We start from the raw sequence: 25,450 nt of genomic DNA, 5'->3' as shown, positions 1-25,450 counted from the left end.
TACTCCTGCAACACATGCGGGGGCGGTCGAAGAGGACACTCTCACCCTCACGCCGAACCGGCTCGGCATGCGTGCATGCATGTGTGTCTTCAATCGTGGCAAATGAAGGGGCGATATCCAAACTCAGTGTTCAAAAATTCGTACCAATAGATGCAAAAGACCGTGAGGCTCTGGCTCGCTCGAATGATCCGGGTTAGTCCTTTGACAGCATCTCTCATCAGGACCGTCCCATGAGCAAATCCTTCGGTGCGATGTCGGTCGCCCAGCTTTCCGTCCTCATCCAAGGCGGTGCCGCCGATCCGGTCGATGTGGCCGAGACGGTGTTCGAATCCATCGAAAATTATGCCGATAAGGCGGTCTTCACCACGCTGCTCAAAGACCGGGCTATGGAGGAGGCGCTCGCATCTTCCAAACGTCTGCGGGAAGGGCGCTCGCTGGGTCTGCTGGACGGCGTTCCGATTGCGTGGAAGGATCTTTTCGACATCGAGGGGTTGCCGACGACGGCGGGGTCCGTCGTCCTGACCGCCGACGCGCCCGCCAGCTGCGATGCGGCGATCGTCGGTCTCCTCAGGCAGGCGGGCATGGTCGCCATAGGCCGCACCAATATGAGCGAATTCGCCTTTTCCGGCCTGGGCATCAATCCGCATTACGGCACGCCGGTCAATCCACGCGGCGCCGATCTCCCGCGCGTTCCCGGCGGTTCGTCCTCCGGCGCCGGTGTCGCCGTCGCAGCCGGGCTGGTCCCGGTCGCGATGGGCACGGATACCGGCGGATCAGTGCGCATTCCTGCGGCCTTCAACGGCATCGTCGGCTACAAGGCGACACGCGGCCGTCATGCGATGGATGGCGTCTTTCCGCTGGCCAAGAGCCTCGATTCCCTGGGGCCGCTCTGCCGCAGCGTCAGGGACGCCGTCTGGATCGATGCGGCGATGCGCGGCTTGACCGCGCCTGATGTCGTCCAGCGACCGCTGCGGGGGCTGGAATTGCTCGTGCCCGAAAATGTCGTTTTCGATGCGGCGGAACCGGGTGTCATTGCCGCGTTCGAGGCGGCTTTGGAGCGCTTTCAAAATGCGGGCGCCTCCGTTTCCCGCACCGCCATTCCCGCTTTCAACGAAATCTTCGACCTGATGACGAGATATGGTCCGCTGGTAACGGCGGAGGCTTTCGCCCTTCACCGCGAACGTCTGGAGGGGCCGGACGCAGACCGGATGGACCATCGCGTCGTCATGCGCACCCGCTTGGGAAGCAGGACCACGACGCCCGATTACATCGCGATCCTGCAGGCACGCAGCCGCCTGATCGCCGATGCGGAGCGTCTTATCGGTAACCGTCTGATCGCCTTTCCCACGGTCGCTCATGTCGCTCCGCCGATCGCGCCGCTGGAGGATGATGATGAACTCTTCTTCGCTGCGAATAACAAGACGCTGCGCAACACCGCGCTCGGCAATTTCCTAGACTGGTGCGGCGTTTCCATCCCCTGCGGCACGGGCGTAGCAGGCATGCCGGTCGGTCTGCTGCTTTCGGCGACCGCCAGTCGTGACGAGGCGCTGCTGGGGGCGGCACTTGCTGCCGAGGCGGTGGTCCGCGGCGATTTCGTCTGAAATTGGCAATTGAACCACCGGGCTTTTATTGCCATTGATGGATGAGGAGAGCCTGGAGGAAAGCACGTGCAGGTTTTGCAGAACGGACGCTTCGCGGTTTCGACCTGGTCGCTGCATCGGCTGCTCGGCACCGTTTATGCCTATAGCCCCGATCCCGGCAAGAGCGCGGCGCCAAAACAGCCATATGGTCCCGGCGGTGCGGCGCTGATCGACATGCCGGCAGCGCTCGCCGCGCGCGGTATACACCGGCTGGAAGTCTGCTCCTTCCATCTGCCGAGCCTTGATGCCGCTTATTTGAGTGAACTCAGCGACGCGATGGCGTCGTCGAACGTGCTGTTCCAGACCCTGCTCGTCGAGGACGGCGATCCAAGCGACCCCGAAACGGCCGAACGCGACGTCAGATGGATGGCAGAATGGATCGATATTGCGGCTGCGCTCGGGGCGCAAAGGATGCGCGTCATCGCCGGCAAGCAGAAGCCGGTGCAGGAAAACCTTGCCCGCGCCGCCCGTAACCTTGGCTGGCTGGCCGAAAAGGCGGAGGGCAGCAATGTGCGTGTCGTCGTCGAAAACTGGTTCGATCTGCTGCCGTCCCCCGTCGAAGTGAACTGGCTGCTGGACCGGCTGAACGGGAGGGTCGGGCTCAACGGCGACCTTGGCAACTGGGCTGCACCGGCCAAATACGAAGGCCTGGCCGATATCATGGGTTGGGCGGAAATCTGCCACGCCAAGGCCGATTACGGCGCCACCGGCCTCGATGCGGACGATTATCGCAAGTGCCTGGAGATGTGCGAAAAGGCCGGTTACGCCGGTCCTTTCACGCTGATCTACGACTCGCCGTTCTTCGCCGACGAATGGGACGGCATTCTGCTGCAAAAGCAGTTCATCGAGGGTTTCCTGCGCGAGGCGCCGGCGCGCAGCATTGCTTAAATACCAAGGACTTCGCGCTTATTCCTGGCGCGGGAACCTCTGGCTTTCCTCCAGCACGTTTAGATCCATGTGGTTGCGCATATAACGCTCCGAGGCTTTCTGCAGCGGCTGATAATCCCACGGATAATAGGCGCCGTTGCGAAGTGCTGCGTAAACCACCCAGCGGCGTGCCTGGCTCTCGCGTACGGCCGCATCGAAATCTGACAGGTTCCAACGTCGCCCGGCCTGTTCGACAAGCCGAGCCAAGGTGTCGGCATGCGCCGGGTCGGCCGCCAGATTCTTGAGTTCTTGCGGATCGGCCTCGAGATCGAACAGCATAGGCGGATCCTTCTCGCAGAGCGATAGCTTATATCGCCCATCCCTCAGGCAGACGAGCGGCGCTTCGGAGCCTTCCGCGGCATATTCCATCGGCACGGGGCCGCGGCTGCCGGTGCCTTGGGCAAGCGGTGCAAGATCCCAGCCCTCGGTCCACGGTCTCAGCGAAGCGATGTCGATCCCGACGAGGCCGGCGAGCGTCGGCGTCACGTCGAGGGTGGAGACGGGTTGGTCGATGCGGTTAGGCTTCCAGCCTGGTGCCGCAATCATCAGCGGAACGCGGGCAGAACCTTCGAAGAAGTTCATTTTGAACCAGAGGCCGCGATCGCCGAGCATGTCGCCATGGTCGGACACGAAGAGGATGATCGTGTTGCCGGCCATGCGGCTGCGTTGCAGGACGTCGAGAACCTCGCCGATCTTTTCATCGACATAGGAGATATTGGCGAAATAGCCGCGTCTTGCCCGCCTGATCTGTTCGCGGCTGATATCGAATGCATCGTGGTCGCAGGCTCTCATCAGACGCTGCGAATGCGGGTCCTGCTGATCATACGCGATCGGTGCAACCGCCGGATCGAGGGCCGGGCAGTCCTCATAGAGATCCCAATATTTGCGCCGTGCGACGTAGGGGTCGTGTGGATGCGTGAAGCTGACGGTCAGGCACCAGGGGCGCTCGTCATGGCCACGCGAGAGGTCGTAGAGTTTCCGCGTGGCGTGATAGGCGACCTCGTCGTCATATTCCATCTGGTTGGTGATTTCGGCCACGCCGGCGCCGGTGACCGAGCCGAGATTATGGTACCACCAGTCGATGCGCTCGCCGGGCTTGGTGTAGTCAGGTGTCCAGCCGAAATCGGCAGGATAGATATCCGTCGTCAGGCGCTCTTCGAAGCCGTGCAGCTGGTCGGGGCCGACGAAGTGCATCTTTCCCGAAAGCGCCGTCTGATATCCGGCCGCGCGCAGATGATGGGCATAGGTCGGGATATCGGACGCAAATTCGGCCGCGTTGTCATAGACCCGCGTCCGGCTCGGCAATTGTCCGGACATGAAGGAGGCTCGCGCCGGCGCGCAGAGCGGACTTGCCGTATAGGTATTGCCGAAACGCACCGAGCGCTCAGCCAGCGATTTCAGATGCGGCGCGTGAAGAAAATCGGCGGGGCCATCGGGAAACAATGTCCCGTTCAACTGATCTACCATCAGGATAAGGAAGTTAGGGCGCGCCATTTGGAATTGCCTTTTGCTATTTGAAGATTTTATTGAAACGCCTATCATCTCACCTGTAAAGGCTGCTTTTTTCGATGGCTTCCCAAAGGGATTTTTATGTCAGAACGACCGCCTGAGCTCGGATGGATGCGCCTGTTCGTCGAGATCGCCAGGCTCGGGAGCTTTTCAGCGGCTGCAACTCTTCTCGGGCTGACCCAGCCAGCCGTGAGCTACCAGATCCGCCGGCTGGAGGAGCAGTTCGGCGTCACCCTGCTGCGCCGGCGGCATCGCGGGGTCGAACTCACTGCCGAGGGCGAGCGGCTTCTTGAGGTCACCGCAAAAGCGATCGGCGACATCGATGCCCTCGCCCGCAGTTTCAGGGTCGAAGCTCAAAGACCGGTCGTCAGACTCAGGACCGATTACGCTTTCTCGGCGCTCTGGCTGATCCCACGTATGGATGGCTTTCGCCATCTGCATCCGGAAACGGATATGCAGATCGTCGCGACGCAGCGGCTTGCCGCCGGATTTCGCGACGAGGCAGATGTCGCGGTGGTTTTCGGTACGCGGGCGGAATTCGGCTCTGTCGGTACGCTGCTGTTGCCGGAGAGGATCGTGCCCGTCTGCACGCAGGGATTTCTCGATCGCAACGGCCCTTTCGACGATCCAGGACAGCTTGCCAAGGCGCGGCTCATTCATCTCGATGCGCCGCTGCCATCACCCTGGTTCGACTGGCGCAGCTATTTTGCCGAATTCTCGGTCCTGCGCGACATCAATGCCGGTCGCGGCGATATCAGTTTCAATACCTATTCATTGGTCGTTCAAGCCGCTCTGAGCGAGCAAGGGGTGGCGATCGGCTGGATGGGCCTGGTTGATACGCTTCTTTCGGCACGCATGCTGCTGGAAGCCGGCCCGCCGCTGGAGGCGCCCGACCACGGTTACTGGCTGGTGCCGCCGCGATCTCCGAACATCCACAGCGAGAGGCTGAGCGCCTGGCTGTCGGATGAGGTGAAGAGAAATGGTGGGTAACGGTTGCATTTCTCGTCGGGAGAAGCCTTGTCATTGGCAATGGCGACCGACATTGTGGGATCGCATCTAAGGAGAAGGTGGCTGACGCATGCGAGCGATCGGATATGTCATCGGACTGCTTATGGTCCTGCTCGGCCTGATCTGGATCGGGCAGGGAAGCGGCTATTTTCCCTATCCGGCGTCCAGTTTCATGATTGCCCAAAAGATCTGGATGCTCTGGGGCGCCGTTCTGGCGGTTGCGGGCATCGTCGTGATGGTCATCAGCTCGCGGCTGCACCGCAGAGGATGAATTGCTGCTGCCGTTTGGCGGCAATCCGGCCGTTGACGGCCTGTCGAAATGAGGAGAATGGCATGAGCGCAGCTGAAATCGATGGCTTTGCGGACCGGATCAGGAAGCATCAAGGCGGCATGATCTCCGGCTGGGTCGGCATCCCCGACGCCATGCTCGTCAACCATCTGGCGCAGGAAGCTTTCGATGCAGTCGTGCTGGATATGCAGCATGGGATGTGGGACATGCAGTCGGCGGCAAACGCTGTCGCTCAGACGCGTCTTGCCGGCAAGCCGGCCATCGCGCGCATTCCCGTCGGCGATTTCGCCTCGGCCTCGCGGCTGCTCGATGCCGGTGCCTCCGGTGTCATCGCGCCGATGATCAATTCGGCCGAGGATGCGCGAGCGCTCGTCAGGACCACGAAATATCCGCCCCTCGGCGAGCGCAGCTGGGGGCCATCTCTTGCGCTGAACCATTCCGGCCTGTCGGCCGATGCCTATCTCAAGAACGCCAACGAGCTCACCGTCGCCATCGCCATGGTCGAGACCCGCGCCGCCCTCGATGCGATCGACGGCATTCTCGGGGTGACCGGCATTGACGGCATTTTCGTCGGCCCTGCCGATCTCTCGATCGCGCTGTCCAACGGTGACCAGGTGGCGCCGAACGCCGCCGAGATCGACAGCGCCATGCAGCACGCCGTTTCGCGCTGCCGCGCCCACGGCAAATTCGCCTGTGCCTATGCCGGCGACGGTGAGCGGGCCGGCGAACTGCTGAAATTCGGCTTCGATCTGGTCATCGCCGGTGCGGAGACGGTGCAACTGCGCGCCGGCGCCCGCCGGGCGATCAATGCTGCGCGCAGGATCGCTTCCGGCGGCTGAGCTCGTCTCAGCGGGCCGGTTTAACCGCCAGCCAGATCACATGCCGGGCGCCGCGCTTGCGGTTGGCGCGGGTATTGACGACGTCGACGGCAAAGCCGCTGTCCTTGAGACGGCGGGTGAAATCCGGATCGGGACCGGATGACCAGACGGCGAGCACGCCGCCGGGGCGCAACGCGTCTCGGGCGGCGCGCAGGCCGGCGAAATCATAGAGACGATCATTGGATTTGCGGGTCAGCCCGTCCGGGCCGTTGTCGACGTCGAGCAGGATAGCGTCATAGGCGACCTTGCCGGCGCGGATCGCCTCGCCGACATCGCCCTGATGGATGCCGACGCGCGGGTCGTCGAGGCAGCCTTTGAAGACCTCGGCCATCGGCCCGCGCGCCCAGGCAATGACGGCGGGCACCAGTTCGGCGACGGTGACGGCGGCATCCTCGGGAAGCACGGCAAGGGCGGCACGCAGGGTGAAGCCCATGCCGAGCCCGCCGATCAGGATTCTCGGCGTTGGATGCGCCTTGATCCGCTCCCAGGCAAGGGTCGCCAGCGCCTCCTCCGAGCCGCTGAGGCGGCTGTTCATCAGCTCGTTGGCCCCGAGCACGATCGAGAATTCGCTGCCGCGCCGCTTCAGCCTGAGTTCGCCGTCTTCGCCGGGAATGGTCGCGGAATCGAGCTGGATCCAGGGCAGCATGACGGTTTCGCCTCACATGAAAGGGATCGTCCCCTAGCATAGGGCGAGGGGCGAAGCCAGCAAACCGGCCTTAGATCATCCGCATGAAATGATCCGGTTCCACTTCGACGATATTGTCCTGCGGTGCGGCGGAACGGCGGCGGACGTCGTCGACCTCATCGGGCCTGAGGCGTGCCTTCGGATCGTCGAAGCGGATATCGGGATCGGGCACGGCCGAAAGCAGCAGTCTTGTATAGGGGTGCAGCGGATTGTCGATCACGCTGGCGGTGCTGCCCCATTCGACGATCTGGCCGGCATACATCACCGCGATGTCCTCCGCGACATAGCGGGCGGTGGCGATGTCATGGGTGATGTAGAGCAGCCCGAGATTCATCTCCTGCTTCATCTCGTTCAGCAGGTTGAGCACGCCGAGGCGCACCGAAACGTCGAGCATCGAGGTCGGCTCATCGGCGACGATGACTTCAGGCTTGACGGCAAGGGCGCGTGCGATGTTGACGCGCTGGCGCTGGCCGCCGGAGAGCTCGTGGGGGTATTTCGGAGCGACGAGATCGGGATCGAGCCTGACGCGCTGCAGCATTCCGCGGATCGTTGCGTCGATCTCGCTTCCCTTGATCTCCGGCCGGTGCAGCTTCAGCGGTCGCCTGAGATGATGGGCGATGGTGTGAGCAGGGTTCAGCGAGGCGAAGGGGTCCTGGAAGATCATCTGCACTGAACGGCGGTACCGGGCGATTTCTGCGGATTTCGCCCCTTCGACCGGGCGGCCCTTATAGAGGATCTGCCCCGATGTCGGCTGATACTCGCGCATCGCCATCCGGGCGCAAGTGGTCTTGCCGCTGCCGGATTCGCCGACGAGCGCCAGCGCCCGGCCGGCATGCAGCGAAAAGGAGATCGTGCGGGCAGCATGGACGGCGGATGCGCCGTGGCCGAAGGTCTTCGTTACCTGGTCTAGAGCGAGGATGGCATTGCTCACAGCAGCACGCCTCCATGAAGCGAGGGGAAGGAGGCCCAGAGCTTCTTCGTATAGGCGTGCTTCGGCGTCTTGTAGATCGCCTCGGCGCCGTTCTGCTCAACGAGCTTGCCGGCAAGCATGATGCCGATGCGGTCGCAGAACTGCACCATGAGCCCGAGATCATGGGTGATAAACAGCACGGAGAAGCCGAATCTGCGACGAAGTTCGTTGATGCGCTGGAGGATCTCGCGCTGGACAACAACGTCGAGCGCTGTCGTCGGCTCGTCCATGACGACGAGTTTCGGATCGAGCGCCATGCAGATGGCGATGACGATGCGCTGGCGCATCCCGCCGGAAAACTGGTGCGGATAGTCGCGCATGCGGTCCGGCGCGATGTCGACCAGTTTCAGCATCTCGGCGGTGCGCTCGCGGGCTTGCGCGCGGCTCATGTTCTTATGGGTACGCAGCACGTCGTAAAACTGAGCCTCGATGCGCAGCACCGGATTCAGCGAATTCATGGCGCTCTGGAAAACCATGGCAACCTCGCGCCAGCGGAAGGCGGCGAGCGCCTGCCGGTCGAGGCCGAGCACGTCGCGGCCGTCGAGCAGGATACGGCTCTCCTTGCGGATCAGTGCCGGCGGCCTGTGCAGGCGGCTGATGGCGAATGCGATGGTGCTCTTGCCGCAGCCGGATTCGCCAGCAAGGCCGAAGACTTCGCTCGGTGCGACGTCGAAGCTGACATCATCGACGGCGCGAAAATCCTTCTCCTCGCCGATATAGTCGATGGTGAGGTTCCTCACCGAAAGCAGCGGCTGCGTCACAGGCGGCCCTCCCCGGAACGGACGAGCAGCGACCAGCGCTTCAGGTGATTGCCGGTGCGCAGGCGCGGATTGGCGATCTCGTCGACGGCGAAGTTCAGCAGCGACATGCCGATGCCGAGAAAGGCGAGCGCGAAGCAGGGGGTGAGGATATCCCACCAGGCACCGACCGAAAGGGCCGAGGCCTTCTGGGCATTGTAGAGCATCGTGCCCCAGGAGATTGCTTTGGGATCGCCGAGGCCGAGGAACTCCAGCGTCGCCTCTGTGATAATCGCGAAGATGACGCTGCCGATGAAATTGATGCCGACGATCGAGATCACGTTGGGGAAGATCTCGAATGTCATGATGCGCCATTGCGGCTCGCCCATCATCTCGGCGGATTTGACGAAATCCTTCTGCTTGACGGAGAGCGTCTCGGCGCGGGTGACGCGCGCGCCCCAGGCCCAGGAAGTGGCGCCGAGGATGAGGGCGATGACCAGCGGACTTGCCTGGCCGATGAAGGCGGCGAGCACCAAGAGCAGCGGCAGATTGGGAACGACGAGCACCATGTTGGTGAAGAAGCTGATGATCTCATCCGTCTTGCCGCCGCGATAACCGGAGATGATGCCTAGCGCTGTGCCGACGAAGGTGATCAGCAGGCCGGCGCCGAAGCCGACGGCAAGTGATGTGCGTGCGCCGTAGAGCAGACGGGCGAAGACATCCTGGCCGATGCGGGTCGTGCCGAGCAGATGATCGAGCGACGGCGGCTGATGCGGCCTGCCGGTGCGGGCAGCGGGATCATATTGCGTCAGCAGCGGCGCTGCGATCGCGACGGCGATGATGAAAGCGATGATGACGAGGCCAGCGAGCGCCTTACGGTTTCGAAGCAGGGCTCTCATTTCATGCTCCCTTCAGCCGCGGGTCGAGCAAGATATAACTGACGTCGACGATGAAATTGGCGATCAGCATGGTCGCGGTCATGATGAGGAGCTGGCCTTGGATGACCGGGTAATCGCGGGCGAGGATCGCCTGGTAAAGAATGTTGCCGAGGCCGGGATAGTTGTAGACGACCTCCGTCACCAGCGAGCCGCCGAGGATGGTGCCGATGGCGATGGCAAGGCTGGAGACGGTCGGCAGCAGGGCATTGCGCGCCGCATACCAGAGCATCACATGCCGGTCGGACAGACCCTTGGCGCGGGCCATGACGATATAGTCCTCGCCGAGCAGATTGATCATGTTGTTTCGCATGGTGACGGTGAAGCCGCCGATCAGCACGGTGCAGAGCGTCACCATCGGCAGGATGCCGTGATAGGCGACGCTGCCGATATATTGCAGGCTGAGAGCCGGATCGAGTGACGGGTCGGCGGCATAGCCATTGGGAAACCAGCCAAGCGTGAAGCCGAAGATGAAGAGCACGATCAGCGAGGTGACGACAGCCGGCACCGAGGTCGCGAAGATCGCGCCGACGGAGACGATGACATCGAACTTGCTGCCGCGCCGCCAGGCGGCGACGATGCCGAGGAAGGTGCCGAGCGCGAAGCTGACGATCGTTGCCGTTCCCATCAGGCCGACGGTCCAGACGAGAGCATGGCCGAGCACCGAAGTGACCGGCAGCGGGAAATATTTGATCGAGCGGCCAAGATCGCCGGTGAAGATACTGCCGAGATAGGTGAGATATTGCTGCCAGAGCGGGCCGTCGACGAAACCGAAGGTGAGCTTCAGCGCCTGCAGGCTTTCCGGCGGCAATTCGGCGCCGGCGCTCGAAAACATGATCTGCACCGGATCGCCCGGCATCAGCCGGGGCAGGAAGAAATTGATCGTCGCTGCCGCGATGAAGGCTGCCATATAGAAGACGAGGCGGCGAAGCAGAAAAGCCATGGGAACTCCGTCGTGGCGGAAGCGGCGGTTTCTATGCCGCTTCCGGAGATCATGATGCTTACTTCACAGGTTCCAGGGCGAGCAGGTTCAAGAGGCGTGCCGGATTGGTGCGCGAGATCGACGGATTGACGAAGGGGTTCTCCTTGGTCGACCAGCCGGTGAAACGCTTGGTATTGTACTGATACCAGTTTGGATTGTTGAACACCGGAATGACAGGCATGTTTTCGGCGACGATGCGCTGCGCCTTGTTGATCGCTTCCTTCTGCTTGGCAAGGTCGGCGGTATGGGTGAACTCGCCAACGAGCTTCTCGACATCGGGATTGAACCAGCGCTGCGCTGTGAAGCGGGTCTTGCCCTTGTCCGAGGCGCTGAAGGCGCGCTTGTAGGGGTAATACGGCGAGGCCGAAGCGGGCAGGCTGTTGATCGCCGCATCGAAGGTTCCGTTGATGAGGTTGCCGGTCCAGACGGCTTCCTCAGGCGTTTCGATCTTGGCGTCGATGCCGACCGCCTGCATACCTTCGACGGCAATGTTTACGGTGTCGACCCAGTCCGTCCAGGAGTTCGGGACGATGATCGAGAAGGAGATCTTGCTGCCGTCGGGATTGTCGCGGAAGCCGTCGCCGTCCTTGTCATTATAACCAGCCTCGTCGAGCAGGGCTTTGGCGGCGTCGGCGTCATAAGTGGCGAACTTGCCGAAGTCGGCCTTGACGGACGGATCCGCCCAGCTCTTGTAGAGCTCGCCCATAAGGCCGGGGTCTTCGTTCAGCGTCGGGTAGCCGTAGCCGGCGACGTCGATCATCGTCTTGCGGTCGAGCGCCATGCCGACTGCGCGGCGGAACTTCACGTCGGTGAAGGCCTTCTTGTTGTTCTCATTCGCTGTTTCCAGGTTGAACAGGAAGGCGACCATGCTGCTCGGCGAATACCAGTAGTGGAAGTGCTGCGGGTCCTTCGAGACATAGACATTGTCGATATCGGGAATGAAGGAGACGCCCCAGTCGAGCGTACCGTCGGCCGTTGCCGTCAGGATCTGGTTGTTGTCGGCAAGCTGCGGGAAGCGAATGCAATCGACCTTCAGATGCGCGTTGTCCCAGTAGTTCGGGTTGCGGCACTGGTCGTAGGTCTGGCCGGTGAAGCGCGGCACCTCGGTCAGCGGGCCGCTACCGACTGGGTTCTCGTTGGCGAAGGTAACGGGATCGGCGACATCCTTCCAGACATGTTCCGGAACGATCGGCAGCTGCGAGATCTGCTCGGCGGCAAGCGAGCTCGGATTGGCGAGGGTGAAGCGCACCGTCTGGCCGTCGACGGCTTGCACGTCGGTGACGAAGGTCCAGATGCTGACGAAATCGAGCGCCGGGAACTTCTTCAGGTAGTCATAGGTGAATTTGACGTCGGCTGCGGTCAACGGCTTGCCATCCGACCATCTCAGGTCGGGGCGCAGCTTGAACTCGATGCTCTTCAGGTCGTCGGACAGCTTGAAGCTTTCGGCAAGGCGATAGACAGGCTTGTTGCTGTCGAAGCGGTTGAAAATAACAAGCGGCTCATAGATGAAATCGAGCGTCGACTGGCGCGCCGAGGTCTGGTTGAACGGGTTGAAGTTGCGCACCCAGGTCGTCGCCGGTTCGATATTCGCCGTCAGGACCGTCTGCGCCATGGCGGATCCCGAAAGAAGCGTGAGTGCTGCGGCTGCAAGAAGATATTTTTTCATGTTCTATTCCCCTTTTATACAGTGAGAGATGGCGCGCCGGTCAGGAGACAAGCGCGCTTGCAAACATGTCTTCGACTTCGGCGTGGGCGGCGCGATAATCGATCTTGAGATCGCCGAGGCGGGCCTTGCCGGCGGCGATGCGCTTGAGGGCGGCATCCGTCAGCGGGCGGGCCGCCTTGGCGGCGGCTTCGCTTTCCCTGACGTCACCATGGCTGTGGAGGGCGATGTCGAAGCCGGCATCGAGCACTTGGGCGACCCGCTCCGGCAGCGTGCCGGCAAGCGACTCCATGAAGATGCAGTCGGAGATCAGCACGCCCTCGTAACCCATGTCCTTGCGGATGACGTCGTGCATAACAGGCGAGATCGACGCCGGCAGCTCCGCGTCATAAGCCGAATAGACGACATGAGCGACCATCGCCCAGGGCGTATCCTTCAGCGCGACGAATGGTTTGAAATCGGTGGCGATGAGGGTCTCACGGCTGGCATCGACGACCGGGCGCTCCTTGTGGGAATCGAGCGTCGCGCGGCCGTGGCCGGGAATGTGCTTCATCACCGGCATGTTGCCGGTCTCGAGCAGACCGTCGACAACCTCGCGGCCGAGGGCAGCGATGAAGTCGGGATCAGGGCCGAACGAGCGGGCGCCGATCACCGTGCTCGTCGTCTCGAAGACGAGGTCGAGAACGGGCGAGCAGCCGCTGGAAAGGCCAAGTTCCGTCATCATCGCGCCTATGGCCTGGGAGGAAAGGCGCAGTGCTCTTTTGCCGAGATCGAAATCGCGGCGGGCAAGCTCGGCGAATTGGCCGAAGCTGCGGAAGAGCGGCCAGGGGCCGGCATCGAGATGCTGGACGCGGCCGCCTTCCTGGTCGGTGAAAACGGGCGCATCGTCGCGGCCGACGGCTTCGCGGAAGCGGTCGATGAGCCGCTTCGTCTGCTCCGGCTCGCGCTGATTGCGCCGCCCGACGAAAAGGCCGAGCGGATTGGTCTCGCGAAAGAGCGCGAATTCCTCATCCGAAATCGTGGGGTTCGGGAGGCCGACGAAAAGGGCGAGCGGGGTCGGGGACAATTCAGTAACTCCGGTATCAGATGGTCATCTCGGCGCGCTTCTCAGCATGCCTTCATAAATGCCTTTGTCGGGGGCAGGGATGGCGATCGCGCCTGCGGCGCTGGCGTAGAAATCGACCGGACCGGCATCACCGATGAAGGCATAGGCATGGCCGAGCGCCTTCATGGTCTGGAGGCACGCGGAAAACAGCGCGATGCCGATGTCCTTGCCGCGTGCTCCTGGATCGACGCCGGTCGGGCCGAAAAAGCCGCGTGCAGTCGTGTCGTAGCAGGCAAAGCCGAGCAGCTTGCCACCTTCCACGGCGATCATACAGGCGACGGGCTGGCGGGAAAAAGCGACGGAAACCTCGCTTGCCCAGTTCTCGCTGAATTGTTCGCGAACCCAGTTGACCACGAGGTGCAGTTCCGGAGGAAGAGCCGGACGGATGGAGGCGCCGACGACGTCGGCCCGTTCTTTCAGTTCGGCGAGCCTGTTGGAATATAAGCTCACAAGCAGGTCTGGCACCTGTTCTCTCCTCCAGATGTTCCGCTATTGCGGAATATATCCCCTTTTAATGTCATAGACTTGGCCATCTCAGAAGGCTTGTCAACAGGGATTTTCAGATGGGACGCGACTGTTCTCGTTGCGCCTTCAATGTGGGTATGGGTCCAATGCAAAACGGCCCGGAAGAAGCCGGGCCGTTTTACATTTGCATCTGTTTGCCGATGCCAGCGCTTATTCGGTGTGTTTCCACAGCGCGTGGAAATGCTGCACCGGACCGTGGCCAGAGCCGACGCTGAGCTTTCCCGCGGCTGCGACCGCGCCGGCGAGATAATCCTTGGCGATGGCAACGGCCTCGGAAGCCGAGGCGCCGTTGGCAAGTTCGGCGGCCAGCGCACTGGAGAGCGTGCAGCCGGTGCCGTGGGTATTCTTGGTCGGCACGCGTCGGGCCTCGAACCAGTGCAGGCCGCCGGCTGTGGCAAGCACGTCGGGGCTCTCGTCACTGTCGAGATGGCCGCCCTTGACCAGCACGGCGGTCGGACCGAGGGTACGCAGCTGTTCGGCCTGGGCAGCCATCTCGGCCCGATTTGTTGCGACCTGCTGGTGCAGAAGTGCAGCGGCCTCCGGCAGGTTCGGGGTAAGAAGCGTGGCAAGCGGCAGCAGCCGCCGGGTCAGCACGTCGACCGCGTCAGGCTCAAGCAGGGCGGCGCCGCCCTTGGCGATCATCACCGGGTCGAGCACGACGGGGATGCCACGTCGATTGGTGAGCGCTGTGGCGACGGCCTCGGCAATGCCGGCATTGGCGATCATGCCGATCTTGACGGCGTCGACGCGCACATCGGCAAAGACGGCATCGATCTGGTCGGCGACGAATTGCGGCGGCACCAGATGCACGCCGCTCACCCCTTGCGTGTTCTGCGCCGTCAGCGCGGTCAGCACCGCCATGCCGTAGACGCCGCGGGCGGAAAAGGCCTTGAGATCGGCCTGGATGCCGGCGCCGCCGGATGGATCGGAGCCGGCGATGGAGAGAACGTTGCGGATCATGGGCGGACCTTTCGGATTTCTGCGGCGATGCGGCGGGTGGCGGCCTCGGGGTCTGCAGTGCCGCAGATGGCGGAGACGACGGCAAGCCCTCTGGCGCCGGCTGTGAACACCTCCGCCACATGCTCCGCCTTGAGGCCGCCGATGGCGACCGACGGCACCGGCGAGGCCTTCACCAGCCTTGCAAGACCGTCAAAGCCGATTGGCTGTTTGTGGTCGGCCTTGGTCGGGGTCGCAAAGACCGGTCCGACGCCGGTATAATCAACGAGACCGGGATCGACGGCGCTAGCAAGCGGCGCTGTCTCGACCGAGAGGCCGAGGATCATGTCGGGACCGATCATTGTCCGTGCCGTGCGCGCATCCATGTCCTCCTGGCCGATATGCAGGCCGTCGGCACCTATGGCGACCGCTGCCTCGACATCGTCATTGACGATAAGCAGCGCGCCGGTTCCCGCAAGCGCTTGTTTCAAGGCTCGGCCGGTCTCGATCATTCTGGGCGTGCCCGCATGTTTGTCGCGCAGCTGCACCATCGTCGCGCCGCCGGCAACGGCAAGGCGCGCGGTCTCGATCATGCCGATCGCGGCGCAGAGATCGGAATCGAGAACGAGATAGAGCGAAAGGTCGAAGCGCTTCATGCGACCGATACCCTTGCCCTGGCATCGAGCGTTTCGGCGTCGATCGCAGCCAGCGCATCGAGGAAGCGCCAGGAGAAGGAGCCCGGGCCGGCGGCACCCAGCGCCGCATCTTCGCCGGCAACGGCGAAGGTCGCAAGCGCGGCGACAGTCGCGCCGAAGATATCCTCGGGCGCGGTCGCGGCAAAGGCGCCGACGAGGCAGGTAAGCGAGCAACCGAGCGCGGTGACCTGCGGCATCAGGGCCGACCCACCCTGAATGCGCACGGCCCTTTCACCATCGGTGACGAAATCGACCGCACCGGTGACGGCAACGACGGCTTGCTGCCGCTCCGCCAGCCGCCGTGCCGAATCCTCCGCCTGTTCGACCGGGTCGCGGCTGTCGACGCCCTGGCCGCGGCTCTCTCCGCCAGCAAGCGCGATGATCTCGGACGCGTTGCCGCGGATGATCGTCGGCTCGAGCGCCAGGAGATCGGCGACCGCTGCGCGGCGGAAGGCCGTCGCGTAATGCGCGACCGGATCGAGCACCCAGGGTTTGCCGGCTGCGTTGGCGGCCTTCGCCGCCGTCTGCATGCCGTCGATCCATTGCGTCGAAAGCGTGCCGATGTTGATGGTCAATGCATTCGCGATGCCGGCGAATTCACCGGCTTCTTCAGCGGCATGTACCATGGCGGGCGAGGCACCCGACGCAAGCAGGACATTGGCCGCGACGTTCATGGCGACATAATTGGTGATGCACTGGACGAGCGGCGGCTTTTCGCGCATCGCCTTCAGCATGGCTCCCGACGTGATCTTGCTCTGCATGGTGCCCCTTTCAGGCGGGGCGGCCGCGGGGCGCGCCTCTCACGGCGGGGCCCCGAGCGACTCCCTCCGCCGGCATTATCCGGTTCAGGTTCGAAGGGTTCTTCTCAGCCCGTCTGTCGACGAACGCCCCTGTCTCTCAATCGTGCTCTTTTCGCAGAGAAGGGCGCGGCTGTCACTCAGAAATGACAATTCGGGTATAGTGGCTACCTTTGGGCGTGGATGTTACTGCGGTGCTTCGGAGCGCAATCCTGACGAAATCCCCCTAACTCAAATCATGAAGACCCGTCGTGATCGCGGCCGCGATCGAAAACTCCGCAAACCGCACCGTCAGCCCCCTGCGCTCCGGCGTGCAGGCTGTCGGCCCCACCTCGTAACGGTCTGCAGCCGGGAAGGGCGCTAACCGCAGCAACGCCCAGAAGCGCCCATTGCGTGAAGCCTGGATTCGCATCGCTCCGTTTGCGACGGTGACGCGGATGTGGAAATCCTCCAGTTCCTTGAAGGGCTGCGATACCGACCAGTCGGATCTGCCGTCGGTAACGACGGTGCTGAGGAAGGCTTCGCCGTCGGTGAATTCGACGCCTGTCTTCAACCAGCGGCTCTCGTCGAGGCGCACCATCAGGCCGGCCTGGTCGTAGAGGGTGCGGAACTCGCCCTGGACGCGGATCTGTGCGGTGAAGCTGTCGCCGGTGGGAAAGGCGAGGAAGTGGCCGGTGTCGCGGGTGAAGCCGTAATAGGTCTCGCGCCAGAAATCGGTCTTTTCGTCCGTTGTGATCGTCAGGCCGGTTTCGTCGGCGTGCCAGCTGGCCGGTTCGTTCAGCCATTGTCCCTGGTTGAAGTCGATGCTCATTCGATCCTCCCTTTGTTGAAGTCCTGACGCTGCCGATTCTCCATGTTCGTATCATGCGCGACCTTCGCGCAGGCAGCCAGTCTCGGCCGGCGATGTTGTGCTCTCTCAGGCATTTCAGCCTCCGCCGCAGACATAATCCGCGGCTTCGGCTTGACACGATAGTTCCAGCTTCTATTCTGTTACAAAAAGATGAATTACATAATTGTGGAACGAAATCGGGAGCTCTTACATGAAAACGCTTGTCGCATTCCTTCTCGGCACCGCGCTCGTCGCCCTGCCTTCGACCCTCTCTGCCCAGGAAAAGGGCGGCGTCATCAATGTCGCGACGATCGGCGAGCCGCCGACGCTTGATCCGATGTCGTCGACGGCCGATCTCGTCGGCATCGTCACGCAGCATATTTTCGAAACGCTCTATACCTTCGACAAGAGCTGGAACGTCACGCCGCTGCTGGCCGAGAGCCTGCCTGAGATCAGCGCCGACGGCAAAACCTATACGATCAAACTCAGAACCGGCATCAAGTTCCACGACAATACAGACATGACGTCGGAGGATGTCGTCGCCTCCCTTAACCGCTGGATGAAGATCGCCTCGCGCGGCAAGCAGGTGGCCGGCTTCATCGACAAGGTCACTGCCGCCGATCCGGCGACCGTGACGATCACGCTGAAGCAGCCCTATGCGCCGCTGACCTCGCTGCTGGCCTTCAACAATTCGGCGGCAATCATCATCCCGTCGGAAAAGCAGGACGAACCGATGAAGGAATTCATCGGCACTGGCCCCTATATGCTGAAAGAGCGCAAGGCAGATCAGTATATTCAGCTCGTCCGCTTCGACGGGTATGTCCCGCGCAGCGGCGAGAGCGATGGTTATGGTGGCGCCCGTCATCAATATCTCGATGAAATCCGCTTCGTACCGGTGCCGGACCCGAACACCCGCGTCGAGGCCGCTATCTCCGGCCAGTATGATTATGTCGACTCGATCCCGGTCGAATCCTACGACAAGCTGAAGGCTTCGACCGCCTCGCAGCCGGTCATGCTGAAGCCCTTCGGTTATCCAGTCTTCGTCTTCAACACGAAGGAGGGTGTTGCCGGGAATGTCGAGGTCCGCAAGGCGATCCGCCAGGCGCTCAGCATGGAAGACATGCTGGCGGCGGCTTTCGGCAGCAAGGATTTTTATGCGCTCGACGGCGCCATCTACCCCAAGACCTTTGCCTGGTCGACAGATGCCGGCGTCGAGGGCGCCTATAATGTCGCTGATCCGGAAGGGGCGGCTGCGGCCGCCAAGAAGGCCGGCTACAATGGCGAGCCGATCCGCATCCTGACCAGCCGCCAATACGAGTTCCACTACAAGATGGCGCAGGTCGCCGCCGAATATCTGAAGCTTGCCGGCTTCGCCGTCGATATGCAGGTGGTGGACTGGGCGACGCTGACGCAGCGCCGCACCGATCCGAAGCTCTGGGACATCTACATCACCCACAGCCCCTTCCTGCCGGAGCCGGCGCTCATCGGCTCGCTTTCGACCAGCTCGCCCGGTTGGTGGGATACGCCGGCCCGCAAGGCCGCCGTCGACGCCTTCACCTCCGAGGTCGACCCGAAGAAGCGCGTGGCGCTCTGGGCCGACGTCCAGAACGCCGTTTATGCAGACGCGCCCTTCATGAAGGTCGGTGATTTCAATGCGGTCTCGGCAAAATCGGTCAAGCTCGAAGGCGTCGATCCGGCACCGTGGCCGTATTTCTGGAATGCCTCGATCAAGAAGTAAGCATCACCGCCGGTGCCGGTCCTTCGCGACCGGTACCGGTCATCTTTTCTGCCGCATCTGTAAGGGCTTGAAGGCCGGCATTCATGATACGCTACATCCTCCAGCGCCTGTTCGGCATGGTCGTCGTGATGTTTCTGGTCGTCACGATCGTCTTCGTCATCGTGCGCGTGACGCCGGGAGATCCGGCCGCCGTAATGCTCGGGCCGGATGCGACGCCGCAGGATATTGCCGATCTGAGAAGCCGGCTCGGCCTCGATCAATCGCTCGGGCTGCAATATGTCTATTATATCGGCCAGCTGCTGAGAGGCGATCTCGGCCAGTCGATCTTCCTCAATATGCCGGTCACATCGGCGCTCATCGACCGGGCCGAGCCGACCTTCTTCCTGACGCTGTTTTCGCTTGCGATCGCCAGCATCATCGCCCTGCCGATCGGCATCTATGCCGCCTATCGGCGCGGTTCCTTCATTGATCAGGCGGCAACGACGCTCGCCATGTTCGCCGCCAGCATTCCGAGCTTCTGGCTCGGCCTCATCCTGATGCAGTTCTTCGCCGTCAGGCTCAATCTCTTCCCGGTCTCCGGCTATGGCGGCCCGGGCTCGACCTTCATCGACCGGATGTATCACCTGACGCTGCCGGCCTTTGCGCTTGGCATCGTCTCTTCTGCGCTCATCCTGCGCTTCACCCGCGCCTCTATGCTCGATGTGCTCGGCGACGATTATATCCGCACGGCCCGCGCCAAGGGGCTGATCGAGCGCAAGGTCATCCTCAAGCACGCGCTGAAGAACGCGCTGATCCCGATCCTGACGGTGCTCGGCCTGACGGCAGCGGTGCTGATCTCGGGCGCCGTCGTCACCGAGACTGTCTTCGGTCTGCCGGGTGTCGGCAATCTCGTCGTTTCGGCGGTTTTGCGCCGCGACTATCCCGTCATCCAGGGCGCGCTGCTCGTCATCGCCGCGCTCTATGTGCTGATCAATTTTGCGATCGACATGCTCTATCTGCTGGTCGATCCGAGGGTGCGCTACTGATGGCCGATATCGCAATTAAACCCGCCGAAAGCGAAGGCAGCAAATTCGTCCGTCGGCTGATGAAGCGCAGGACGGTGGCCTTTGGGCTGCTGATCCTGACGATCTTCGTGCTGCTGGCGGCCTTCGCGCCTGTGGTCGCGCCCTATTCGCCTTCGAAGCTTTCCATCGTCAACCGGCTGAAGCCGCCGAGCGGCACCTTCTTCTTCGGCACCGACGAGTTCGGCCGCGACGTCTTCTCGCGCACGATTTTCGCCGGCCGCCTGTCGCTGCTGGTTGGTGCCGCGGTCGTCGCCCTGTCGGCCGCCATCGGCGTCACGCTCGGCCTGCTTGCCGGCTTCTTCCAGAAGCTCGATACGCCGATCGCCCGGATGATCGACGCGATGATGGCCTTTCCCGATATCCTGCTGGCGATCGCCCTCGTCGCCGCCCTCGGCCCGTCCTTGACGACTGTCATCATTGCGCTGTCGATCGTCTATGCGCCGCGTCTTGCCCGTATCGTCCGCGCCTCGACGCTTGTTATTCGCGAGCTGCCCTATGTCGAGGCGGCGAGGGCGCTCGGCATTTCGACCTTCCATATCATGACGCGGCATGTGCTGCGCAATCTGCTGTCGCCGATCCTGGTGCAGGCTACTTTCCTCTTTGCCAGCGCGATGCTTGCTGAAGCCGGTCTCTCTTTCCTCGGCCTCGGCGTCAGCCCGGAAATCCCCACCTGGGGAACGATGATCGCCGCCGGCCGGCAATATATCGGCCAGGCCGACTGGACGACGCTTTTCCCCGGCGTAGCGATCGTTCTCTCGGTGCTGTCGCTGCAAATGGTCGGCGATGGGCTGAGAGACATGCTCGACCCGAGACTGCGCAAAGACCTTTAATCCGCCGACCAGCGGTCGGCTCAATGCAAATCCGCCAATCGAAATTCGCATGACAGGAGTTCGCGTGAATCAGTTCCCCGCCGCCGCCGGCAAGGTCGAGAATTCGCCTTACCAACGGTTAGCCGCCCTCGGCATAACGCTGCCACCGCCACCGCCACCAATCGCCAATTTCGTGACGCATGTGGTGGAAGGCAACATGCTCTATCTCTCAGGCCAGGGGCCGCGCGAGGCCAATGGCTTCCTGCATGCCGGCAAGGTCGGCGGCGGCGTCAGTGTCGAGGAGGCTTACCGCCATGCGCGGCTGACCGGTATCAATCTGCTTGCCGTCATGCATGAGGCGCTCGGCGATCTCTCGCGCGTCAAGCGGGTGGTCAAGCTGCTCGGCATGGTCAACGCCGTGCCGGAGTTCGAGGACCATCCAAGCGTCATCAACGGCTGCTCGGACCTGTTGATCGCGGTCTTCGGCGCGGCCGGCGAACATGCCCGCTCGGCGGTCGGCTTCGGCTCGCTGCCCGGCAATATCACCGTCGAGATCGAGGCGATCGTCGCCTTGCATGGCTGACGAGGTGTTTTCATGTTTAGAGTGGTCTTCGGATGAGCTTTTTCTATTTCAATCCGCGTCTTTCGCCCGGCGTCTCGACACTACCGGATGACCGCGCCATGTTCTGCCCTTCGCCCCAGACTTCCGGAGAACTTCATGCCCGATGATATCAGACCTTCGCTCGGCCTTCGCCCCGTCATCAATGTCTCCGGCACGATGACCAGCCTCGGCGCCTCGATCGTCGTTCCGGAGGCGATCGCCGCGATGACGGCGATCCTGCCGCACTTCGTCGAGATCAACGACCTGCAGCGCAAGGCAAGCAGCGTCATCGCCCGGCTGACAGGCGGCGATGCCGGCTTCGTCACCGCCTCCTGCTCGGCCGGCATTTCGCTTGCCGTCGCCGGCGCGATCACCGGCGACAATCTGCTGGCGATCGAGAGGCTGCCGGATGCCGTGCCTGAGAAGAACGAGGTGCTGGTGCAGATGGGCCATGTGGTGAGCTACGGTGCGCCGGTCGACCAGGCGATCCGGCTTGCCGGCGGGAAGGTGGTGCTTGTGGGACAGGCGACCTCGACACACCGTTTCCACATGGAAAGAGCGATCACCGACAAGACCGCCGCTGCCGTCTATGTCATCTCCCATCATGTCGTCGATTACGGTCTTCTGAGCCTCAAGGAATTTGTCGAGATCGCCCATGCCAGGGGCGTGCCCGTCATCGTCGATGCGGCCTCGGAATACGACCTCAGGATTTTCCTGGAGCAGGGGGCCGATATCGCCCTTTATTCCGGCCACAAATTCCTCGGCGGTCCGACCTCGGGCATCGTTGCCGGCAGCAAGGGGCTGGTGCGCCATGCCTTCCTGCAGAATATGGGCATCGGCCGCGGCATGAAGGTCGGCAAGGAGAGCATTTTCGGGGTCATGGCGGCGCTGGAAGCCTGGGAAAGCCGCGACCATGCCGGGATCCGCGAACGTGAGACCAGCTATCTCAATCTCTGGAAGAAGACGCTCGACGGCCGTCCCGGCGTCACCGCGCTGATCGAGCCCGACCCGACCAACAACCCCCTCGACCGTCTTCGCCTGATCGTCGATCCGGAAGAGGCGCATATCACCGCCTGGGATCTGGCCGATGCGCTGGCGAGGGGCAGTCCGCCGATTATCGTGCGCGACCACGAAGTGGAGCATCGCTATTTCTATCTCGACCCGTGCAACCTGCATCCGGGCCAGGAGGTGATCGTCGCAAACCGTCTTGCTGAGGAGCTCGACAAGGTGCGCGCTTCCAACGAGATCATTGCAACTCCGATCGAAAACCGCAGCAGGCACCGCTTCGACGGATTGCTGCGCTGGCCGGATTGATCCGCCGTTCTCATCCGCCGCAAGAGGAGCCGACATGGCCAACGCCCAAGCCCAGCCGATCGAGACATTGAGCCCCGTTCTTTCCGTCGACCGGCTGACCACGTCCTTCGTGGTCGACGGCGCCTGGAAGCCGGTCGTGCGCGACGTTTCCTTCACCGTCGCGCCCGGTGAGACCGTGGCGATCGTCGGCGAATCCGGCTCGGGCAAGAGCGTGACGTCGCTGTCGATCATGCGGCTGTTGCAGCCGGAGACGAGCCGCATCGAAGGCCGCGTCATGCTCGGCGGACGCGATCTGCTGGCCCTGCCGGAACATGCCATGCGGCAGGTGCGCGGCAATGAGGTGGCAATGATCTTCCAGGAGCCGATGACCTCGCTCAATCCGCTCTTCACCATCGGCGATCAGATCTCCGAAGCGCTGCTCTGCCACTCCGATATGAGCCGGGCCGACGCCAGGGCTGAAACGATCAGGGTGCTGGAGAAGGTCCGCATCCCCTCGGCCGCCTCCCGCTTCGACGAATATTCGCATCGTTTTTCCGGCGGCATGCGCCAGCGGGTGATGATCGCCATGGCGCTTGCCAGCCGGCCGAAACTGCTGATCGCCGACGAGCCGACGACCGCACTCGACGTGACGATCCAGGGCCAGATCCTCGATCTCATCAAGATGCTGCAGGAGGAGGAGGGAACCTCCGTTCTCTTCATCACCCACGATATGGGCGTCGTCGCCGAGATTGCCGACAGGACCGTGGTGATGTATCGCGGCGAGCAGGTGGAAAGCGGCGCCACTTCCGATATCTTTCACCGCGGCAGACATCCCTACACAAGGGCGCTGTTGTCAGCCGTGCCGGTGCTCGGCTCGATGCAGGGCCGGCAGAGGCCGCTGCGTTTTCCCGTGGTCAACACCGCGACGGGCGAATCGGACGTCCCCGCCGAGGCTGCCGATACGGTGGCGGCAACGCCAGTCCTGCAGGTGAAAAACCTCACCAAGCGCTTCGACATCCATTCCGGCCTCTTCGGGCGGCTGACAAGCCGCGTGCACGCGGTCGAAAACGTCTCTTTCGATCTCAATGCCGGCGAGACGCTGTCGCTCGTCGGCGAATCCGGCTGCGGCAAATCGACGACAGGGCGGGCGATCATGCGCCTGATCGAGCCGCAGGCCGGTTCGGTGCTCGTCGAAGGCAGGGAGGTGCTGGGCCTCGACAGGAAGGAGCTGCGCGAGATGCGCAAATCCGTGCAGATGATCTTCCAGGATCCCTTCGCCAGCCTCAACCCGCGCATGACGGTGGGTGCTGCGATCGCCGAGCCCTATCTCGAGCACAGGATGGGCAGTTCAAAACAGGCCAGGGACGTCGTCGCCGATCTGCTGGTCAAGGTCGGCCTTTCCGCTGACATGGCCGTGCGTTATCCGCATGAATTTTCCGGCGGCCAGCGCCAGCGCATCTGCATCGCCCGGGCGCTCGCCCTGCAGCCGAAGGTCATCGTTGCCGACGAAAGCGTTTCGGCGCTCGACGTGTCAATCAAGGCGCAGGTCATCAACTTGATGCTCGACTTGCAGCAGAGCCTCGACCTCGCCTTCCTGTTCATCTCGCATGATATGGCGGTGGTCGAGCGCGTCAGCCACCGCGTGGCGGTGATGTATCTCGGCGAGATCGTCGAGGTCGGCCCGCGGGCCGCCATCTTCGAAAATCCACAGCACCCCTATACGAAGAAACTCATCGCCGCCGTGCCGGTGCCCGATCCCGACCGCCGCCACGAAAAGCGCATGGTGGCGAACGACGAGATCAAGAGCCCGATGCGCCCGATCGACTATGCCCCTCCGATAGCCGCTTATCGCGAGGTCGGGCCGGGCCATCTTGTCATGGCCGATCGCTCGTCCGGCTTGGGAGTTGCCTAACGGATCAGCGGCGCATAAAGCAGATGCGATAGACACACGCTTCGAAAGCCGCGCCCATGAACAAGACAGATTATTTTTCGACGCTCGGCGGATTGCCGCCGCAGAGCCAGCTGCTTTCGGGCCGGGCCGTTTTTACCACGGCTTACGCGGTCATCCCCCGCGGCGTCATGAGCGATATTGTCACGAGCCTCCTTCCGCATTGGACGGGCACGCGCGCATGGGTTCTCTCCCGCCCGCTTTCCGGCTTCTCCGAGACCTTCTCACAATATGTGATGGAGGTTCAGCCGGGCGGCGGTAGCGACCGGCCGGAGCCCGACAAGCGGGCCGAAGCGGTGCTGTTCGTCGTCGAAGGCGGCATGACGATCGAGCTCGAAGGCGTCAGCCACGCGCTGCGCGCCGGCTCCTTCGCCTACCTTCCGGCCGGCTCGGCTTGGCGCCTGAAGAACGACGGTTCGACCGCAGCGATCTTCCATTGGGTCCGGAAGGCATTCCAGGAAGTCGAGGGACTGGAGCTGCCGCCGGCGATCGTCACGCATGAGGACGACCATCCGATCCGCGCCATGCCAGACACCGACGGCCGCTGGGGCACCACCCGCTTCATCGATCCGGCCGATGTGCGTTATGACATGCATGTCAATATCGTGACGCTGGAGCCGGGCGCGGTGATCCCCTTCATGGAAACGCATGTCATGGAGCACGGCCTCTATGTGCTGGAGGGCAAGGCGGTCTATCGCCTGAACCAGGATTGGGTCGAGGTCGAGGCCGGCGACTTCATGTGGCTGCGCGCCTTCTGCCCGCAGGCCTGCTACGCCGGCGGCCCCGGGCGCTTCCGGTACCTGCTCTACAAGGACGTCAACCGCCATATGAAGCTCTGGTAGTCGCTTTTCGCGACGCGCGTGGCATTCGCGGGGCACGCTTCGGAT

25 protein-coding genes and 1 riboswitch are annotated in these 25,450 nt (G+C 62.7%); of the genes, 12 read left to right on the top strand and 13 right to left on the bottom strand.

Annotation, left to right across the window (positions count from 1 at the left end; all coding sequences use genetic code 11):
* Positions 1-230: 230 nt before the first annotated feature.
* Positions 231-1,601: an amidase gene (locus FFR93_RS28670; protein ID WP_138395639.1), complete on the top strand. Its 1,371-nt coding sequence runs from the start codon at positions 231-233 to the stop codon at positions 1,599-1,601.
* A gap of 66 nt (positions 1,602-1,667) precedes the next feature.
* On the top strand, positions 1,668-2,528 hold the full coding sequence (locus FFR93_RS28665; protein WP_138395638.1) for a TIM barrel protein: 861 nt from the start codon (positions 1,668-1,670) through the stop codon (positions 2,526-2,528).
* An 18-nt stretch (positions 2,529-2,546) separates the two neighbouring features.
* Here FFR93_RS28665 and betC read toward each other — a convergent pair whose 3' ends face one another.
* The gene (gene betC, locus FFR93_RS28660; RefSeq protein WP_138395637.1) at positions 2,547-4,061 is read right to left on the bottom strand and encodes a choline-sulfatase; all 1,515 of its coding nucleotides are present in this window, start codon (positions 4,059-4,061) and stop codon (positions 2,547-2,549) included.
* 96 nt (positions 4,062-4,157) lie between these two features.
* Here betC and FFR93_RS28655 point away from each other — a divergent pair, with 96 nt between their 5' ends.
* The 3 genes from FFR93_RS28655 to FFR93_RS28645 all read left to right on the top strand — a co-directional run bounded on the left by FFR93_RS28655 (position 4,158) and on the right by FFR93_RS28645 (position 6,212).
* Positions 4,158-5,066 (top strand): LysR family transcriptional regulator, encoded by a 909-nt coding sequence (locus FFR93_RS28655; RefSeq protein ID WP_138395636.1) that lies wholly within the window; start codon positions 4,158-4,160, stop codon positions 5,064-5,066.
* Between the two features lie 88 nt (positions 5,067-5,154).
* Positions 5,155-5,355: a hypothetical protein gene (locus tag FFR93_RS28650; RefSeq protein ID WP_064707120.1), complete on the top strand. Its 201-nt coding sequence runs from the start codon at positions 5,155-5,157 to the stop codon at positions 5,353-5,355.
* A 62-nt stretch (positions 5,356-5,417) separates the two neighbouring features.
* Complete coding sequence (locus FFR93_RS28645; RefSeq protein WP_064707119.1) at positions 5,418-6,212, top strand: aldolase/citrate lyase family protein; 795 nt, start codon at positions 5,418-5,420, stop codon at positions 6,210-6,212.
* A gap of 7 nt (positions 6,213-6,219) precedes the next feature.
* On the opposite strand, the gene FFR93_RS28640 is transcribed toward FFR93_RS28645, so the two are convergent.
* The 12 genes from FFR93_RS28640 to FFR93_RS28585 all read right to left on the bottom strand — a co-directional run bounded on the left by FFR93_RS28640 (position 6,220) and on the right by FFR93_RS28585 (position 17,092).
* On the bottom strand, positions 6,220-6,897 hold the full coding sequence (locus tag FFR93_RS28640) for a hypothetical protein (protein ID WP_138395635.1): 678 nt from the start codon (positions 6,895-6,897) through the stop codon (positions 6,220-6,222).
* A 70-nt stretch (positions 6,898-6,967) separates the two neighbouring features.
* Complete coding sequence (locus FFR93_RS28635; protein ID WP_138395634.1) at positions 6,968-7,867, bottom strand: ATP-binding cassette domain-containing protein; 900 nt, start codon at positions 7,865-7,867, stop codon at positions 6,968-6,970.
* A complete protein-coding gene (locus FFR93_RS28630) occupies positions 7,864-8,667 on the bottom strand; it encodes an ABC transporter ATP-binding protein (RefSeq protein ID WP_138395633.1) in 804 nt (267 codons plus the stop codon). Before FFR93_RS28630 ends, FFR93_RS28635 begins: the two co-directional genes overlap by 4 nt.
* Positions 8,664-9,542: an ABC transporter permease gene (locus FFR93_RS28625; RefSeq protein ID WP_138395632.1), complete on the bottom strand. Its 879-nt coding sequence runs from the start codon at positions 9,540-9,542 to the stop codon at positions 8,664-8,666. The genes FFR93_RS28630 and FFR93_RS28625 overlap by 4 nt, the downstream gene beginning before the upstream one ends.
* A 1-nt stretch (position 9,543) precedes the next feature.
* Positions 9,544-10,521, bottom strand: a complete 978-nt coding sequence (locus tag FFR93_RS28620; protein ID WP_138395631.1) for an ABC transporter permease — start codon at positions 10,519-10,521, stop codon at positions 9,544-9,546.
* 58 nt (positions 10,522-10,579) lie between these two features.
* Positions 10,580-12,226: an ABC transporter substrate-binding protein gene (locus FFR93_RS28615; RefSeq protein ID WP_138395630.1), complete on the bottom strand. Its 1,647-nt coding sequence runs from the start codon at positions 12,224-12,226 to the stop codon at positions 10,580-10,582.
* A gap of 40 nt (positions 12,227-12,266) precedes the next feature.
* Entirely contained in the window at positions 12,267-13,289 is a 1,023-nt protein-coding gene (locus FFR93_RS28610; RefSeq protein ID WP_138395629.1) for a glycoside hydrolase family 3 N-terminal domain-containing protein, read from the bottom strand.
* A 24-nt stretch (positions 13,290-13,313) separates the two neighbouring features.
* Positions 13,314-13,793, bottom strand: coding sequence for a GNAT family N-acetyltransferase (locus FFR93_RS28605; protein WP_138395628.1), 480 nt, complete (start codon positions 13,791-13,793; stop codon positions 13,314-13,316).
* Positions 13,794-14,003: 210 nt separating this feature from the next.
* A complete protein-coding gene (thiD, locus tag FFR93_RS28600; RefSeq protein WP_138395627.1) occupies positions 14,004-14,813 on the bottom strand; it encodes a bifunctional hydroxymethylpyrimidine kinase/phosphomethylpyrimidine kinase in 810 nt (269 codons plus the stop codon).
* Positions 14,810-15,445: a thiamine phosphate synthase gene (thiE, locus tag FFR93_RS28595; protein ID WP_064707109.1), complete on the bottom strand. Its 636-nt coding sequence runs from the start codon at positions 15,443-15,445 to the stop codon at positions 14,810-14,812. Before thiE ends, thiD begins: the two co-directional genes overlap by 4 nt.
* Complete coding sequence (gene thiM, locus FFR93_RS28590; RefSeq protein ID WP_138395626.1) at positions 15,442-16,245, bottom strand: hydroxyethylthiazole kinase; 804 nt, start codon at positions 16,243-16,245, stop codon at positions 15,442-15,444. The genes thiE and thiM overlap by 4 nt, the downstream gene beginning before the upstream one ends.
* Before the next feature lie 44 nt (positions 16,246-16,289).
* A riboswitch (TPP riboswitch) is annotated at positions 16,290-16,386 on the bottom strand.
* A 121-nt stretch (positions 16,387-16,507) separates the two neighbouring features.
* Positions 16,508-17,092: a DUF1349 domain-containing protein gene (locus FFR93_RS28585; protein WP_138395625.1), complete on the bottom strand. Its 585-nt coding sequence runs from the start codon at positions 17,090-17,092 to the stop codon at positions 16,508-16,510.
* Positions 17,093-17,321: 229 nt separating this feature from the next.
* Here FFR93_RS28585 and FFR93_RS28580 point away from each other — a divergent pair, with 229 nt between their 5' ends.
* From FFR93_RS28580 to FFR93_RS28550, 7 genes are all read left to right on the top strand, one after another.
* Positions 17,322-18,848: an ABC transporter substrate-binding protein gene (locus tag FFR93_RS28580; protein WP_064713430.1), complete on the top strand. Its 1,527-nt coding sequence runs from the start codon at positions 17,322-17,324 to the stop codon at positions 18,846-18,848.
* 83 nt (positions 18,849-18,931) lie between these two features.
* Positions 18,932-19,873 (top strand): ABC transporter permease, encoded by a 942-nt coding sequence (locus FFR93_RS28575; protein ID WP_064707105.1) that lies wholly within the window; start codon positions 18,932-18,934, stop codon positions 19,871-19,873.
* Positions 19,873-20,742, top strand: a complete 870-nt coding sequence (locus FFR93_RS28570; protein WP_138395624.1) for an ABC transporter permease — start codon at positions 19,873-19,875, stop codon at positions 20,740-20,742. Before FFR93_RS28575 ends, FFR93_RS28570 begins: the two co-directional genes overlap by 1 nt.
* 49 nt (positions 20,743-20,791) lie before the next feature.
* Positions 20,792-21,304 carry a RidA family protein gene (locus tag FFR93_RS28565; RefSeq protein ID WP_138395623.1) on the top strand — a complete coding sequence of 171 codons (513 nt, stop codon included), beginning with the start codon at positions 20,792-20,794 and terminating at the stop codon, positions 21,302-21,304.
* A 135-nt stretch (positions 21,305-21,439) separates the two neighbouring features.
* A complete protein-coding gene (locus tag FFR93_RS28560; protein ID WP_138395622.1) occupies positions 21,440-22,636 on the top strand; it encodes an aminotransferase class V-fold PLP-dependent enzyme in 1,197 nt (398 codons plus the stop codon).
* Between the two features lie 34 nt (positions 22,637-22,670).
* The gene (locus FFR93_RS28555) at positions 22,671-24,527 is read left to right on the top strand and encodes an ABC transporter ATP-binding protein (protein ID WP_138395621.1); all 1,857 of its coding nucleotides are present in this window, start codon (positions 22,671-22,673) and stop codon (positions 24,525-24,527) included.
* Positions 24,528-24,583: 56 nt separating this feature from the next.
* Positions 24,584-25,405, top strand: coding sequence for a bifunctional allantoicase/(S)-ureidoglycine aminohydrolase (locus FFR93_RS28550; protein WP_138395620.1), 822 nt, complete (start codon positions 24,584-24,586; stop codon positions 25,403-25,405).
* The last annotated feature ends 45 nt before the right edge of the window (positions 25,406-25,450 follow it).

It is taken from the genome of Rhizobium sp. MHM7A (assembly GCF_005862215.1).
In the GTDB taxonomy this organism is placed as follows: domain Bacteria; phylum Pseudomonadota; class Alphaproteobacteria; order Rhizobiales; family Rhizobiaceae; genus Rhizobium; species Rhizobium bangladeshense.
The sequence above is the reverse complement of the archived record's forward strand: the minus strand, read 5'-3'. Positions and strand labels throughout refer to the sequence as shown.